At 67.8% G+C, this 15927-nt stretch carries 13 protein-coding genes and 1 pseudogene; 8 read left to right on the forward strand and 6 right to left on the reverse strand.

What is annotated here, in order from left to right; genetic code table 11:
* Positions 1-93: 93 nt before the first annotated feature.
* Positions 94-2901, reverse strand: a complete 2808-nt coding sequence (gene prsT, locus AAFL97_RS18335) for an XrtA/PEP-CTERM system TPR-repeat protein PrsT (protein WP_341646133.1) — start codon at positions 2899-2901, stop codon at positions 94-96.
* A gap of 231 nt (positions 2902-3132) precedes the next feature.
* On the opposite strand from prsT, the gene AAFL97_RS18340 reads away from it, so the two are divergent.
* Positions 3133-4128, forward strand: a complete 996-nt coding sequence (locus AAFL97_RS18340; RefSeq protein ID WP_341646134.1) for an asparaginase — start codon at positions 3133-3135, stop codon at positions 4126-4128.
* 10 nt (positions 4129-4138) lie between these two features.
* On the opposite strand, the gene AAFL97_RS18345 is transcribed toward AAFL97_RS18340, so the two are convergent.
* Positions 4139-5080 carry a CysB family HTH-type transcriptional regulator gene (locus AAFL97_RS18345; protein WP_341646135.1) on the reverse strand — a complete coding sequence of 314 codons (942 nt, stop codon included), beginning with the start codon at positions 5078-5080 and terminating at the stop codon, positions 4139-4141.
* A gap of 107 nt (positions 5081-5187) precedes the next feature.
* Here AAFL97_RS18345 and AAFL97_RS18350 point away from each other — a divergent pair, with 107 nt between their 5' ends.
* The 7 genes from AAFL97_RS18350 to AAFL97_RS18380 all read left to right on the forward strand — a co-directional run bounded on the left by AAFL97_RS18350 (position 5188) and on the right by AAFL97_RS18380 (position 11881).
* A complete protein-coding gene (locus AAFL97_RS18350; protein ID WP_263462050.1) occupies positions 5188-5967 on the forward strand; it encodes a sulfite exporter TauE/SafE family protein in 780 nt (259 codons plus the stop codon).
* Positions 5968-6028: 61 nt separating this feature from the next.
* A complete protein-coding gene (locus AAFL97_RS18355) occupies positions 6029-7717 on the forward strand; it encodes a nitrite/sulfite reductase (protein WP_341646136.1) in 1689 nt (562 codons plus the stop codon).
* A complete protein-coding gene (locus AAFL97_RS18360; protein WP_263462048.1) occupies positions 7710-8261 on the forward strand; it encodes a DUF934 domain-containing protein in 552 nt (183 codons plus the stop codon). The genes AAFL97_RS18355 and AAFL97_RS18360 overlap by 8 nt, the downstream gene beginning before the upstream one ends.
* The gene (locus AAFL97_RS18365; protein ID WP_341646137.1) at positions 8261-9031 is read left to right on the forward strand and encodes a phosphoadenylyl-sulfate reductase; all 771 of its coding nucleotides are present in this window, start codon (positions 8261-8263) and stop codon (positions 9029-9031) included. Before AAFL97_RS18360 ends, AAFL97_RS18365 begins: the two co-directional genes overlap by 1 nt.
* A 60-nt stretch (positions 9032-9091) precedes the next feature.
* Positions 9092-10006, forward strand: a complete 915-nt coding sequence (gene cysD / locus AAFL97_RS18370; protein ID WP_263462046.1) for a sulfate adenylyltransferase subunit CysD — start codon at positions 9092-9094, stop codon at positions 10004-10006.
* A gap of 64 nt (positions 10007-10070) precedes the next feature.
* Complete coding sequence (cysN, locus tag AAFL97_RS18375; RefSeq protein WP_341646138.1) at positions 10071-11351, forward strand: sulfate adenylyltransferase subunit CysN; 1281 nt, start codon at positions 10071-10073, stop codon at positions 11349-11351.
* Positions 11352-11479: 128 nt separating this feature from the next.
* On the forward strand, positions 11480-11881 hold the full coding sequence (locus AAFL97_RS18380; protein ID WP_341646139.1) for an RNA-binding S4 domain-containing protein: 402 nt from the start codon (positions 11480-11482) through the stop codon (positions 11879-11881).
* Between the two features lie 112 nt (positions 11882-11993).
* On the opposite strand, the gene AAFL97_RS18385 is transcribed toward AAFL97_RS18380, so the two are convergent.
* The 4 genes and pseudogenes from AAFL97_RS18385 to hslU all read right to left on the reverse strand — a co-directional run bounded on the left by AAFL97_RS18385 (position 11994) and on the right by hslU (position 15922).
* Positions 11994-13133, reverse strand: a complete 1140-nt coding sequence (locus AAFL97_RS18385; RefSeq protein WP_341646140.1) for a cytochrome P450 — start codon at positions 13131-13133, stop codon at positions 11994-11996.
* Between the two features lie 130 nt (positions 13134-13263).
* The gene (locus AAFL97_RS18390) at positions 13264-13614 is read right to left on the reverse strand and encodes a cupin domain-containing protein (RefSeq protein WP_341646141.1); all 351 of its coding nucleotides are present in this window, start codon (positions 13612-13614) and stop codon (positions 13264-13266) included.
* Between the two features lies 1 nt (position 13615).
* Positions 13616-14491 (reverse strand): AEC family transporter, encoded by an 876-nt coding sequence (locus AAFL97_RS18395; protein ID WP_341646142.1) that lies wholly within the window; start codon positions 14489-14491, stop codon positions 13616-13618.
* 95 nt (positions 14492-14586) lie between these two features.
* Positions 14587-15922: pseudogene (gene hslU, locus AAFL97_RS18400) on the reverse strand (ATP-dependent protease ATPase subunit HslU).
* Positions 15923-15927: the final 5 nt, after the last annotated feature.

The following is a 15927-nucleotide window of genomic DNA, read 5'->3' on the forward strand; positions in this document are numbered from 1 at the left end:
AAAAAACAGGCCAGCCTCTTGCACACCAGATTTATCAATTAGTTACATATTTCAGCTGGGCGGCTCGCAGCCTGTGCGTCAATTTTTTCGACACTATCCGGGCTGATCGAGCAGCTTCCTGGCCTCTTCTGCCCAGGGGGCGGACGGAGACGCGCCCAGCGCGAACTGCAGCTCGGCCCGGGCTTCCTGCGCCCGCCCCAGCTTTGCCAGCACATAGCCGAGATGCCAGCGGATCTCGGGGTCTTCCGGCGCGCGCAGGCGGGCATCGCGCAAGTGGCGCATGGCTTCGTCGAAGCGGCCGGCACGCGCCAGCGACCAGCCGAGGGTGTCGACGATGCCGACGTTTCCCGGCTCCAGGGCCAGGGCCTGTTCCGCCAGACGCACCGGGTCGCCGTCACCCAGCATCAGCAGCACGTTTGCAAGGTTGTTGAGAACGTTTGCCCCGGCCCGGTCCTCGGCGACCAGGCGCTCGTACTCCTCCCGCGCAGCCTTCCAGTTGCCGTCGCGCATCCAGAGTTCGGCCAGCATTTCCCGCACCCGCGCGTCCTCGCCCCGCTCCTCCTCCAGCCAGCGCCTCAGCACCGGCATGGCCGATTTCGGCTCGCCTTGCAGTACCGCAAGGCTGGCGCGGCGCTGGAGCAGATCGAACGAAGGCTGAAGTTCGAAGGCATCGCGGTACAGCTGCGCCGCTTCGGCGAAGTGCTTGCGGCGCACGGCGAGGTCTCCCGCCAGGCGCAGGCCGCTGGCACTGGCCGGGTGGGCCCGGCGCAGCGCCGCCACCAGGTCGTCGATCGTCGCCGGCTCCACGCCCGGATCGGCGAGGGCCGCTTCCGTCTCCAGCACCATCGCGGCCTCATCCCCGGGCCTGCCCTGCAGCGCCTTCTGCGCGGCATAAGCCGCACCCGACGGGTTGCCCGCCCGAAGCTGGAGATAACCGATGCCCACCAGCCGCGATACGTTGTACTCGGCAAGCACGGTCATTTCACGCAAGGTCTGCTGGGCAGCCTTGTTGTCGCCGACGTCGATCTGCGCTTCGGCCAGCGTGGCCAGCACCGACAGGTCGGAACCCCACTGCGGCGCCAGGGCCTTCGCCGCGTCGAGGGCGCCCGCCTTGTCGCCGGCCGCCGCCCTGGCCTTGACTAGTGCCACACCGAAGCGCGGGTCCCTGGGGCGCTCGGCCACGGCCTTCTCGAACCAGCGAATCGCCTCGCCGATATTGCCGGCCCCCTGCTCGAGCATGCCCGACTCATACATGGCGACGATGTCGTTGCGGTTCTGCTTCAGCATCGCGGCATAGGTGCGGCGCGCCTCGTCGAGACGCCCTTCCGCAACGTCGAGACGCGCCATGTTCAGGCGCGCCGGCACGAAGCCCGCATCCTTCGCCAGTGCCGCCGCATAAGCCTTGCGCCCTTCGGCCGGATTTCCGCTGGCGACCTGGATGGCGCCCAGCAGATTCAAGGCCGCAGGATTGCCCGGCGCGGCTTCGGCGGCACGCTGGGCGACGGCCAGCGCGGCCTTGTCTTCGCCTTGTCGCATCAAGGTGTTCGCAAGCGCGTTGGCGACGACGAAGTCGCCCGGCGTCCTGTCGAACACGGCCTGCAGGCTTTCGATCGCAGCCGCGGTATCGCCACCGCCCAGGCGGCTGAATCCCAAGGCGGCCTGCGCCCCTGCGTCCCCGCTCTGCGCGGCCTTTTCGAGCAGTTCGCTCGCCTTGCCGTAGCGCCGCTGGGCGAGGTTGACGCGCCCCAGCAACTGCAGCGCCTGCGGGTCTTCCGGCTGCAGCCGGAGCACATGCTCGAGCATGCCGGTTGCCCGTGCGTAATCGTTCATGTCCAGATAGACCGAGGCCAGCAACTTGCGCGCGCCGATATTGTTCGGGTAGCGGGAAACCGTCGTTTCGAGATACTTCTTGGCCTTCTCGAGCTGCCGTCCAGCGTGATGCGCCAAGGCACCGACCATCAGCAACTGCTCGTGGCCGGCCACCCATTCCGCGGACAGGGTATCGACCAGGCCGCCCGCCTCCGCCAGATGGCGCGCCGCCTCCGCACGCTTGCCCTGCTTCTCGGCGAGCAGGGCAAGCAGGTAGGACGCGCGCGGCTCGACCGGCCCCGCCCCGATGGCTGCCAGTGCGGCCCGCGCGTCGTCATCGCGCCCCAGGTCGACGAGGATGCCGGCGCGTGCGACGGCGGCATCGATCAGACCAGGATCGAGGGCAAGCGCGCGCTCGTAGTCCATCAGCGCAGTCGCCAGCTCGCCGGTGGCATGCGCCACCGAAGCACGCGCATTGAACGCCATCGCGTATTCCGGGCCGCGCTCCACCGCCTGCTCCGCAAGCTGCCGGGCGCGAACCAGGTCTCCCCGCCCGATCAGCATCGGCACTTCCGCCGCGAGCGGCACGGGCGAAGCCGGATCGAGCGCACGCGCTTCGGCAAAGCTGCGCTCGGCCTCGGCACGCTGTCCCAGCGCGGCATGGGCCACGCCGCGCAAGCTCAGAACGTCAACACGGACGCCGGCCGGCAGGCCTTCCGCCGGAACCGATTGCAGCAACACCGCCGGCCGGCCCTGCAACAGGTAGATGCGCGCCATCGGCACCGCCACCTCGGCACGGCTCACGCCGAGCCGGAGCGCTTCACGGAATTCGACTTCCGCCGGACCGACATCGCCATCGCTGAGGTAGGCGCGCGCCAGCAGCAGGTGCGCGGCCAGCATGTTGCGGTCCTGCTGCAAGGCGTTCTTGAGCTGGATGATCGCCCCCGCCACATCCCGTGCCTCGAAACGCTTCAGCCCATCCTCGTAATAACGGCTGGCAGCCGCCGGGTCGGCCAGCGCAGGCACGGACAGGAGCAGCGAGACGGCACCGGTGGCGAGCATACGGGCCAGCAGTCGGGCAGGGCGTTTCATGGGCAAGGGTTCATCCGGTTCCGGGAGGGTGGAGCGAGTATATGGGGGGACATCGGAATGGCTCCGTGGAATTCGTCATTGTCGACGCAAACGACATCGATGACATATTCACCGCGTGCTCGACGCCACACCGGCGCACGCACCATCCCGTAGAATCGCGGGCAGGCCGGCAAGCCCCATCCCACCGGCTCCCATATATATTCAGGATTCGCCCAGGCCCGCAGCTCGAACATGCGCAGACCCCGCATCGCCCTCGTCGCCACCGGCGGCACCATCGCCGGCACCGCCGCCTCGGCAACCGACACCACCGGCTACACCGCCGGCCAGTTGGGCGCCGCCGAGCTGCTCGGCGCCGTGCCGCAGCTGTCCGCGCTGGCCGAAGTGCATGCCGAGCAATTGTTCAACATCGACAGCAAGGACATGGGCCCGACCCACTGGCTGCCGCTGCTGCGGCGCCTGCAGGCACTGGCCGACGACGGCGACATCGACGGCATCGTCGTCACCCACGGCACCGACACGCTGGAGGAAACCGCTTATTTCCTCCATATCGCGCTCGCCACCGCCAAGCCGGTGGTGATGACCGCGGCGATGCGCCCGGCCACCGCGCTGTCCGCCGACGGCCCGCTGAACCTCTACCAGGCGGTACAGCTCGCCTGCCGTCCGGCGGCGGGCCGCGCCGGCGTGCTCGCGGTGCTCGGCGACCGCATCCTGCCTGCGGCCCATCTCGCCAAGCGCCACCCGTCCGCGATCGACGCCTTCAGTTCGCCCGGCGCGCTGACCATCGACGCCGGCGACACCCAGCTGCAGGCCCTTCCGTCTCCCCGTCACCACCGCATCGACCTGCCCGACGGCGTGCAGGCGCTGCCGCCGGTCGAACTGCTGACGGTGAGCGCAGGCAGTTCCCCCGCACTGGCCTCGGCCGTGGTGCGTGCGCTGGCCCGCGCCAGCCAGGCGGCCGGGCGCGCCGGCCTGGTGCTGGCGCTGCCGGGCAACGCCAGCCTGCCCGCAAGCTGGGAAACGGTGCTCGCCGAAGACCTGCCGGCTGCGGTGCCGGTCGTGCTGGCCAGCCGCTGCGGCGCCGGCGCGACCGCACATCGCGCCGATCGGCCGGGCAACTGGCTGCAATGCCGCACGCTCGATCCGCTGAAGGCGCGCGTCCGCCTGATCGCCGGCCTCGGCGCCGGACTGCGCGGCGCCCGCCTGAAGCGCTGGTTCGAGCGCGTCTGAAACCCGCCGCTCAGAGACCCGGGTCGCTGCCGCCGCCGATCAGCGCGCTTTCGACGATGCGCCGCGTCAGGTGGGGCGCGAAGCCCTCGATGAAGGCAAAGACGTAAGTCCTGAGCCAGGCCCGCTTGCGCAGGCCGATGCGGGTCGTGCTGGACTCGAACAGGTGCGACGCATCCGCCATGCCCAGCCGCCGGTCCTCCTCGGCGTCGTAGGCCATGCGCGCCAGGATGCCGATGCCCAGGTCCATTTCCACGTATTTCTTGATCACGTCGGAGTCGATCGCCGACAGCACCACGTTGGGTTTCAGGCCGCGCCCGAGGAAGGCCTTGTTGATCAGGCTGCGGCCGGTGAAGGCGTCGTCGTAGGTGATGATCGGATAGCGGGCGATCGCCTCCAGCGTCAGCGGCGATTCGTGCAGGATGGGGTGGCGCGGCGTGGCGACCACGCAGCGGTTCCACTGGTAGCACGGCAGCATCACGAGGTCGTCGTAATCGGCGATGGCCTCGGTGGCGATGCCGATGTCGGCGGCGCCATCCAGCACCATTTCGCACACCTGGCGCGGGTTGCCCTGGTGCAGCGACAGCTTGACCTGCGGGTAGCGGCGCATGAAGTCGCGCACCACGGCCGGCAGCACGTAGCGCGCCTGGGTGTGGGTGGTAGCGATGCTCAGGCTGCCCACCGTCTCGTTGGCGAACTCGCTGCCGACCTGCTGCAGGTCGTCGAGGTCGCGCAGCACCCGTTCGGCGATCGCCAGCACCGCCCGCCCCGGCTCGGTGACCGCCACCAGGCGCTTGCCGTGGCGTTCGAAGATCTCGATGCCCAGCTCGGCCTCGAACTGCCGGATCTGCTTCGAGACACCCGGCTGGGAAGTAAACAATGCCTCGGCGGCTTCCGTGACGTTGAGCCCACGGCGCGCAACCTCATGGATATAGCGAAGCTGCTGTAGATTCATTGTCCATTCTGCTACATATAACTTTCAATTCTAAAAGTCTAACCGCAAACCGCTTTATATGGCTAAGCCAAACCTCTACGATCCGCGCACTTCACAGGATGCCCTTCATGGATTTTGCGTACACCCTTGCCGGATTCGCCGTGGGCGCCATCGTCGGCCTGACCGGCGTCGGCGGCGGCTCGCTGATGACGCCGCTGCTGGTGTTGATGTTCGGCATCCATCCGTCGGTCGCGGTCGGCACCGACCTGCTGTACGCCGCCATCACCAAGGCGGGGGGTACGCTCGCCCACGGCCTCAAGGGCACGGTGGACTGGAAGATCACCCGGCTGCTGGCCACCGGCAGCATCCCGGCCGCGGCGATCACGCTGATCCTGGTCGGCCGCTACGCGCCGGGCGGCATCGAAGGCGCCGCCAGCCTGATCAAGGTGGCGCTCGGTGTCGCCCTGGTGCTGACCGCCGTCGCCCTGATCTTCCGCAAGCGCATCCAGGCTTTCGCCCTCGCCCGCTTCGGCGGTGAGCCCGATCCGGCGCGCACCGCGCGCCTCACCATCGTGACCGGCGCAATCCTGGGCGTGCTGGTGTCGATCTCGTCGGTGGGCGCCGGCGCGCTCGGCGTCACCGCGCTGTTCTTCCTGTACCCGACGATGCCCGCGCTGCGCATCGTCGGCTCGGACATCGCCCACGCCGTGCCGCTGACCGCCGTCGCCGGCATCGGCCACTGGATGCTGGGCAGCGTCGACTGGCTGCTGCTGGGCAGCCTGCTGGTCGGCTCGCTGCCCGGCATCTGGCTCGGCAGCCACATCTCGACCAAGGTGCCCGACCACTTCCTGCGCCCGATCCTGGCCACCATGCTGGTGCTGGTCGGCGCCAAGCTGATCGCCCACTGACACCACGGCGCAGGCATGTGGCCTGCGCCAACGAATCCCCGAACCCAGAGAGACGAACCCCATGTACAGATACGACGAATACGACCAGCGCATCGTCGACGAGCGCGTCGCCCAGTTCGCCGATCAGACCCGGCGCTACTTCGCCGGCGAACTGAGCGAGGACGAGTTCCGTCCGCTGCGGCTGCAGAACGGCATCTACATCCAGCGCCATGCGCCGATGCTGCGCATCGCCGTGCCCTACGGCAACCTGGATTCCAGGCAGCTGCGCATGCTGGGCCACATCGCCCGCCGCTACGACCACGGCTACGCCCACGTCACCACGCGCCACAACATCCAGTTCAACTGGCCCAAGCTGGAAGACGTGCCCGAGATCCTCGGCCTGCTCTCCAGCGTGCAGATGCACGCCATCCAGACTTCGGGCAACTGCATCCGCAACGTCACCTCCGACCCCTTCGCCGGCGTCGCCGCCGACGAGATCGCCGATCCGCGCCCGTGGTGCGAGATCCTGCGCCAGTGGAGCACCTTCCATCCGGAATTCGCCTTCCTACCGCGCAAGTTCAAGATCGCGGTGAATGGCGCCAAGCAGGACCGCGCGCTGATCCAGGCGCACGACATCGGCCTGGACCTGGTGTACAACGAGGCCGGCGAACTGGGCTTCCGCGTGCTGGTGGGTGGCGGCCTGGGCCGTACGCCGATCATCGGCGCGGAAGTCTCCGCCTTCGTGCCCTGGCAGCAGATCCTCAACTATTGCAGCGCCGTCCTGCGCGTCTATAACCTGCACGGCCGCCGCGACAACGCCTACAAGGCGCGCATCAAGATCCTGGTGAAGGCCCTGGGCGTGGAAGAATTCGCCCGCCAGGTCGAGGCCGAGTTCGTCCATCTGAAGGACGGCCCGTCGACGCTGACGCAGGCCGAGATCGACCGTGTCGCCGGCCGCTTCGACGATCCGGTGCTGGCGCCGCTGCCGCAGGACACCGGCTATCGCGCCCAGCTGGCGGAGAACAAGGCCTTCGCCGCCTGGGCACGGCGCAACGTGCGCGCCCACCAGGTGCAGGGCTATGCCAGCGTGGTGCTGTCGCTGAAGCCCTATGGCGTGGCGCCGGGCGACCTCACCGCCGAGCAGTTCGATGCCATCGCCGACCTCGCCGACCGCCATGCCTTCGGCGAAGTGCGCAACACCCACGAACAGAACGTGCTGCTCGCCAGCGTGCGCGAAGCCGACCTGTTCGAGGTCTGGCAGCAGGCGCGCGAGCTGGGCCTGGCGACGCCGAACGTCGGCCTGCTGACGGACATCATCTCCTGCCCCGGCGGCGACTTCTGTGCACTGGCCAACGCCAAGTCGATCCCGATCGCCAACGCGATCCAGGACCGCTTCACCGACCTCGACTACCTGTACGACCTCGGCGAGCTCGAACTGAACATCTCCGGCTGCATGAACGCCTGTGGCCACCACCACGTCGGCCACATCGGCATTCTCGGCGTCGACAAGAACGGCCAGGAGTTCTACCAGGTGACGATCGGCGGCTCGCAGGGCAACCAGGCCTCGCTGGGCAAGGTGATCGGCCCGTCCTTCGCCGCCGCCGAAATGCCGGACGTGATCACTTCGCTGATCAACAACTACATCGACAACCGCCACGAAGACGAACGCTTCATCGACACCGTGCGCCGCATCGGCATCGACTCGTTCAAGACCCGCGTCTATGCCGAGCGCACTGCACGCATCGAAGCCCGGGAGACCGCCAATGTCTGACATCATCAAGAACGGCCTCATCCAGCCCGACGACTGGCAGGTGCTGCGCCTGGCCGAAGGCGAGGCCGCGGCCGACGTCGCGCTGCCCGCCGGCCGCATCATCGTGCCGCTGGCCGTGTGGCAGGCGCGCCGCGACGAACTGCTGCCGAAGGCCGAAGCCGGCGTGCTCGGCGTCTGGCTGGCGGGCGACGAAGACCCCTTCGCCCTCGAAGCCGACCTGCCGGCGCTGCAGCTGGTCGCGGTGGACTTCCCCAAGTTCGCCGACGGCCGCGGCTATTCGATCGCCACGCTGCTGCGCACCCGCCTCGGCTATGGCGGCGAGCTGCGCGCGATCGGCGACGTGCTGCGCGACCAGTTCTTCTTCATGCTGCGCTGCGGCTTCAGCGTGCTGCAGCCGAGCGAAGGCAAATACACCACCGCCCAGCTCGAAGCCGCGCTGACCAGCCTGAAGGCTTTCAGCAATCCCTACCAGGGCGCCGTCGACGTGCCCGAGCCGCTGTTCCGCCGCCAGACGCGCACCCCGCTGCAGAAGGACGCCGCCTGATGAACGCCAGCGTCTCCCTGCTGCGTCCGCCCCCCGGCAATCCGGCGACCCGGCCCGAGCTGAGCGACGCCCTGCGCGCCACGGTCGGCGCCAAGGCCGCTGCCGCGCTCGCCCTGCTGCGCGAGTCGGTGGCGGAGTTCGGCACGGCCGGCGAGCTCACCTTCGCCAACAGCTTCGGCGCCGAGGACATGGTGCTGACCGACCTGATCCTGTCGAACGCGCTGCCGATCGAAGTCTTCTCGCTCGATACCGGCCGCCTGCCGGCGGAGACCTACACGCTGATGGGCGAAGTCGAGCAGCGCTACGGCACCAGGCTGAAAGTCTTCTTCCCCGACTCCGCGTCGGTGGAAAACTTCGTCCGCAGCCACGGCATCAATGCCTTCTACGACTCGATCGAGCTGCGCAAGGGCTGTTGCGGCGTGCGCAAGATGGAGCCCCTGCGCCGCGCCCTGGCCGGCAAGAAAGCCTGGATCACCGGCCTGCGCGCCGCCCAGTCGGTGACCCGCAGCGGCCTGCCCTTGCGCGAGTTCGACCAGGGCAACGGCCTGGAAAAGCTCAACCCGCTGTCGGACTGGAGCGAGACCGAGGTGTGGGCCTACATCCGCATCAACGAGGTGCCCTACAACGCGCTGCACGACCAGTTCTATCCCAGCATCGGCTGTGCCCCCTGTACGCGCGCCATCGCCCTGGGCGAGGACGTCCGCGCCGGACGCTGGTGGTGGGAAGATCCCGAAACCAAGGAATGCGGCCTTCACGCCAAGAAAGGCTGAAGCCTGTTCCCGTACACTCCCTCGCGCCCCCGAACACGCATTCGCAACGGTAATCACATCATGTCGACGCTGACCAAACAGACGCTTTCCCATCTCGACTGGCTCGAAGCCGAAGCCATACACATCCTGCGCGAAGTCGCCGGCCAGTGCTCGAACCCGGTGCTGCTGTTCTCCGGCGGCAAGGATTCGATCTGCCTGCTGCGCCTGGCCGAGAAGGCCTTCCGCCCGGGCCGCTTTCCCTTCCCGCTGATGCACATCGACACCGGCCACAACTACAAGGAAGTGACCGACTTCCGCGACAAGCGCGCCGCCGAGCTGGGCGAGCGCCTGATCGTGCGTTCGGTGGAGGATTCGATGGCGCGCGGCACCGTGGTGCTGAAGCATGCCGACGAGTCGCGCAACAAGCACCAGTCGGTGACGCTGCTGGAAGCGATCGAGGAATTCGGTTTCGACGCCTGCATCGGCGGCGCCCGCCGCGACGAGGAGAAGGCGCGCGCCAAGGAGCGGATCATGAGCTTCCGCGACGAGTTCGGCCAATGGGACCCGAAGAACCAACGCCCGGAGCTGTGGAACCTGTACAACGCCCGCAGCCACAAGGGCGAGAACATCCGCGCCTTCCCGATCAGCAACTGGACGGAGCTGGACGTGTGGCAGTACATCCAGCGCGAGCAGCTGGAGCTGCCGTCGATCTATTTCGCCCACGTCCGCCCGGTGGTGCGCAAGAACGGCCTGCTGCAGCCGGTGACCGAACTGACGCCGGCCAGGCCGGGCGACAAGGTCGAAGACGTCCAGGTGCGCTTCCGCACCGTCGGCGACATCACCTGCACGGCGCCGGTCGAGTCGGATGCCGACACGGTGGAGAAGATCCTGGCCGAGACGGCGACGACGACGATCACCGAGCGCGGCGCGACGCGGATGGACGACCAGACCTCCGAAGCCTCGATGGAGCAGCGCAAGAAGGAAGGGTATTTCTGAACGAGCAGCACCGCCCACTGCGCACTGCTACCGAATCTGAAGAAAGCTTGAAGGAATCATGACCATGTCCGCCCCCGAACAACTGCCCGAGATCGACAACGGCCTGCTGCGCTTCCTGACCTGCGGCAGCGTCGATGACGGCAAGAGCACCCTGATCGGCCGCCTGCTGTTCGACAGCAAGACCATCCTCGCCGACACCCTCAACGCCATCGAGAAGACCTCGGCCAAGCGCGGCATGAGCGCGGTCGACCTGTCGCTGCTCACCGACGGCCTGCAGGCCGAGCGCGAGCAGGGCATCACCATCGACGTCGCCTACCGCTATTTCTCCACCGGCCGGCGCAAGTACATCATCGCCGACGCACCGGGCCACGAGCAGTACACCCGCAACATGGTCACCGCGGCCTCCACCGCCAACCTGGCCATCATCCTGGTCGATGCACGCAAGGGCGTGCTGACCCAGACCCGCCGCCACTCCTACCTCGCCAGCCTGGTCGGCATCCCGCACCTGCTGGTCGCGGTCAACAAGATGGACCTGGTCGACTACGACCAGGCCGTGTTCGAGCGCATCAAGGCCGACTACCTCGCCTTCGCCGACAAGCTCGGCATCAAGGACGTGCGCTTCATCCCGATCTCGGCGCTGGCCGGCGACATGATCGTCGACCGCGGCGATCGCCTGTCCTGGTACGACGGCCCCACGCTGCTCGACATCCTCGAGAACGCCCCTGCAGCCCACACCGAACAGGCCGAGGACTTCCGCTTCCCGGTGCAGTTCGTCTGCCGCCCGCAGGACTCGGCCAATCCCGAACTGCACGACTACCGTGGCTTCATGGGCCGGGTGGAGTCGGGCGAGATCGCCGTCGGCGACGCCGTCACGGTGCTGCCTTCGGGCGCCACCAGCAAGGTCAGGCGGATCGAGATCGGCGGCGTGCCGCTGGAGCGCGCGATCCACGAACAGTCGGTGGCGCTGCTGCTGGAAGACGAGATCGACATCTCGCGCGGCGACCTCATCGTCAAGTCCGCCGAAGCGCCCGAGCCGGTCAAGCAGATCGACGCCACCGTCTGCTGGCTGGCCGAAGCGCCGCTGTCGCCGGCGCGCACCTATCTCGTGCGCCACACCACGCGTGAAGTGAAGGCCAAACTCGCCAAGATCGACTACCGCCTGGACGTGAACACGCTGGAACACGAAGCCGCGACCGGCCTGGCGATGAACGACATCGCCCGCGTCACGCTCAAGCTCGCCCAGCCCATCGTCGCCGACCGCTATGCGGACAACCGCGCCACCGGCGCCTTCATCATCATCGACGAAAGCACCAACAACACCGTCGGCGCCGGGATGATCGGATAAGTCGGGCCGCGCCAGGCCAGGCCGGGCCGGGCCGCGTAGCACTGCAGCGCTTGAGCCTTTGCCCCCATGCACGGGGCCATCGATAATGTCGGTGGCCCCGTGTCCTTTTTCAGATCTCCGCAACCGCCATGCCCGACCGTCCCGCCGCCGACACCGCCCGCACCCGCCTGGACAAATGGCTGTGGGCCGCCCGTTTCTTCAAGCACCGCACCGCAGCGACGGAAGCGGTGGATGGCGGCAAGGTCAGGCTCAACGGCCTCGCGGCCAAGCCTGCACGCGAGGTCAAGCCCGGCGACCGCATCGATATCACGATCGGCGAGGAAACACGTACCGTCGTCGTGCGGGCGATCGCCGACAAGCGCGGCTCCGCGGCGATCGCACAGACCTTGTACGAAGAAACACCGGAAAGCGCCGAACAGCGCGAAAAGGCGCGCGAGCTGCGCAAGCTCGCCGCCACGCCGGGCGCCGACCTGCACGGCCGCCCAACCAAGCGCGACCGCCGCCGGATCGACCGTTTCAGCAGCTTCTAGAGGCTCGAACCAGCCGGCCCGATCATGAATCCGGGCGGCCATGAATCATGCAACTGGACGACGGCCTGAGTGCCTGTCCCATTCCACCCGGTTGCCCAAGGCCGAAACCAGCCTAGGCCAACACCACCGGCACCGTGCGCCAGCCGCCGACCGGAGACACCGCCCGTTCGGCGGCTTGCCGCGGATCGAGCACGATCGACGAGCTTGCGGTCAGCAATTCCTGCAAGGCGATGCGCAGCTCCAGCGTTGCCAGCAAGCGTCCGGGGCACACGTGCCTGCCGATGCCGTACACCAGGTTGCGGCTGGCGTTGCGCACCGGGTCCAGGGCGTCCGGATCGCCGAAAACCGCTTCGTCGCGGTTCGCGGAGGTCCAGTTCAGCTTCACGCGCGCGCCTTGCGGCAGCGCCACGCCAGCGATCGTCACGGGACAGGTCGTCACCCGGCGATTGGACACGAAGGGATCGTCGATCCGAAGGATCTCGTCGATGACGGCATCGGTCTCGGCCTCGGGAATGCCCGAGCGCAGGCGCTCCTGCAGCGCGGGGTGCGTCGCCAGGTAATGGACCAGCACGCCGACACACTGCGCGATCGAACCCAGGTCCCCGCCCGTCCAGTTCCGCAGCACCGACACGATCTCGGCGTCGGTCAAAGGCCGGCCGTTCACTTCGGTCCGCATCAGGCGGGTGGTGACATCCTCGACGCCGTCCTCGCGCCCGGTTCCGCGGCGCGGCGCCAGCACGCAGCGGATCAGGTCGTCGAAGGCCTCCGCCACCTTCCGCGTCCACGCCTTGTCGCCCGAACGCGTCGCAGCATGGTTCTCGGCAACCCAATCCACCAGGCGATCCTCGAGATCGGCCGGCCAGCCCAGCCACGCGCTTTGCGCCCGCACGGCAAAGCGCACGCCCACCTCGGACACCGCATCGATCGCAACACCCCTCGGCAGCGACGCCACCAGTTCGGCCGCCACCCGCCGGAATGCATCGTGGAAGGGGGCCAGCGCCTCCGGGGTGAGGAAGCCGTCGAGGGCCTGCCGGTATGCCGTGTGCTCGGCCCCATCCAGGCCGTTCGGAATCTGCAGATGGTTCGACACCGCGTTGGAGAAGCGCTCATCGTCCAGCGCCGCCTCCACCACCAATCCGTGCCTCAGCAGCACCCACTCGCCTTGGACGTTGCGCACCACGCCATGCAGGGGGCGCAAGGTATCGGTGAAGGCTCTCAAGTCCCTGCCCGCAGCAGACAGGTCGTCAGGCATGTGATCGCTCATCCTCATTCCCCCTTTGCCTCCGGCAGGGCCGCTACCCGGGCCATCATGGTACTGCAGGTACTGACCGAACAGGCTCGTGGCGCCAGCCGGCTCCTGCCCTGATCCGGCGCTTCGCCGGTCAGCCCGATCGGTTCGTACCGCGTGTGCAATGCACGGCCAGCCACACGGTGGCCGGCGCGGTCGACTCCACCCGGTGCCGGCAGCCGGCGGGGAGTTCCACCCAGTCTCCCGGCAGCAATCCGATGCGCTGGCCGTCGGCAAAACCGAGTTCGGCCTCGCCCTGCAACAGCACGACCCATTCGTCTTCGGCCTGGTCGTACCAGAAGCCCGGCGGGCTGGCGTGGCCGTGCGACACGATGCGCTCGACCCGGCAGGCTGCGCCGGCGAACAAGGTGTGGAAATCCTCGTCGGCTCCCGCCGCGGGCAGCGGCGCGTAAAGATTGCCCCGCCTGGGCCGGAGGGTGCTCACGTCAGTCCAGCACCATGGCCAGCGCGATCGACAGGAACAGCACGGCGGCGACGTTGCCGATCAGCACCATCGAGGCCACCTTGTCCGGCTCCTGGCCGTAGCGCTCGGCGAACATGTAGTTGAGGACCGCCGGCGGCAGCGCACCGAATACCAGCAGCAGCGCCTGCTCGCGCGGCGGCAGCTCGATCACCAGCATGATCGCCCACGCCAGCGCCATGCCGACGACCGGGCGCAGCACGGCGCCGAAAAGCCCGAAGCCGATCGAGTCGATGCGCGAACCCGCCAGGCGCACGCCGAGGCCGAACAGCATCAGCGGAATCGAGATTTCGCCGAGCATGCGGATCGCGGTCAGCAGCGGCGGCCAGACTTCGAACTGGGTCAGGCTGACGGCGATGCCCAGGAAGGTCGCCATCACCGACGGCACTTTCCAGACCGGGAACACATTGACGCGATGGTCGAATAGCCAGGCGCCGAACGAGAAGTGGATCAGGTTCGAGACCATGAACAGGACCACCATCGGCGCCAGCGCGGCTTCGCCGAAGGCCAGCACGGCCAGCGGCAGGCCGAGGTTGCCGCAGTTGTTGAACATGATCGGTGGCACCAGGGTCTTCGGCTCGATGCCGGCCACCCGCGCCACGGCCCAGGCAACCAGGCCGGAGCCGACCACCATCAGCGTGGTGGCAAGGATCAGCGGCAGGTAGGCGCTGACGTCGAAAGCCTTGTTGGCGAGCGCCGCGAACACCAGCGCCGGCACGAACACGTCCATGTTCAGCTTGTTGGCGTGCGACAGGTCCGGCTTGACGCGGCGGCCGACGAAATAGCCCAGCGCGGTGATCGCGAAGAGCGGGAAGAGAATTTCGACGATTCGGATCAGCATGGGAAATTCGCAGAAAGGAAGCCACGTCCATGAACGGGAACGCCCCGGGCAGCGGATCTCATCCGCTTCCGGGGCGCACGCAGCGAAGGATTCGCTCAGAGCACGTAGCGCGCCAGGTCTTCCCGCTGAGCCAGCATGTCGAGCCGGCCGTCGACGTAGGCCGCATCGATCACGACCTTGCCGAGCGTGGCCTTGCCGGCTTCGAAGGACAGCTCTTCGAGCAGCTTCTCCATCACCGTGCTACAGGCGGCGGGCGCCGATGTTCTCGGTCTTTTCATTCACCTGGTAGGCGATTTCCGCCAGCCGGCGGATGCCGTCGGGCGTGAACGCCAGTTCGACGCCGTCGGTCGCCAGCAAGGCTTCGTACTGGCGCGTCAGGCAGGCGTCGGTGCTGGTGAGGATGCGCTCGAAATCGCCGACCGACAGCGATTCGAGTTCGACGCGGATCGGGAAGCGGCCCTGCAATTCCGGGATCAGGTCGCTCGGCTTCGACAGGTGGAAGGCGCCGCTGGCGATGAACAGGACGTGGTCGGTCTTGATCATGCCGTACTTGGTCGAGATCGTCGTGCCTTCGACCAGCGGCAGCAGGTCGCGCTGCACGCCCTGGCGCGACACGTCGGCGCCATGGGCATCGCTGCGCGCGGCGATCTTGTCGACTTCGTCGAGGAAGACGATGCCGTTCTGCTCCACCGAGCGCACCGCTTCGAGCTTGACCTCTTCGTCGTTGATCATGCGCGCGGCCTCCTCGTCGGCGAGCAGCTTCAGCGCTTCGCGGATCTTCAGCTTGCGCTGCTTCTTGCGGCCGCCGCCCAGGTTCTGGAACATGCCCTGGATCTGCTGGGTCAGTTCCTCCATGCCCGGCGGCGCGAAGATCTCGGCCTGCATCGACGGCGCCGCCACTTCGATCTCGATCTCCTTGTCGTCGAGTTCGCCTTCGCGCAGCTTCTTGCGGAATTTCTGCCGCGTCGCCGTATCCTGCACCGGCTCGGGTTCGGCATTGAAGCCCATCGCCCGCGCCGGCGGCAGCAGGGCGTCGAGCACACGGTCCTCGGCGGCGTCGAGGGCGCGGTCGCGCACCCGCTTCATCGCCCGCTCGCGGCCGTCCTTGATGGCGATTTCCATCAGGTCGCGGATGATGGTGTCCACGTCGCGGCCGACGTAGCCCACTTCGGTGAACTTGGTCGCCTCGATCTTGATGAAGGGTGCGTTCGCCAGGCGCGCCAGGCGGCGGGCGATCTCGGTCTTGCCGACGCCGGTGGGGCCGATCATCAGGATGTTCTTGGGCGTGATCTCGCTGCGCAGCGGCTCCTCCACCTGGGCGCGGCGCCAGCGGTTGCGCAGGGCGATGGCGACGGCCTTCTTGGCCTTGTCCTGGCCGACGATGTGCTTGTCGAGTTCGGAGACGATCTCCGGCGGGGTCATCTGGGTCATGCGTT

Origin of the sequence: Thauera sp. SDU_THAU2, from assembly GCF_038260575.1 — a bacterium.
Taxonomy (GTDB): domain Bacteria; phylum Pseudomonadota; class Gammaproteobacteria; order Burkholderiales; family Rhodocyclaceae; genus Thauera.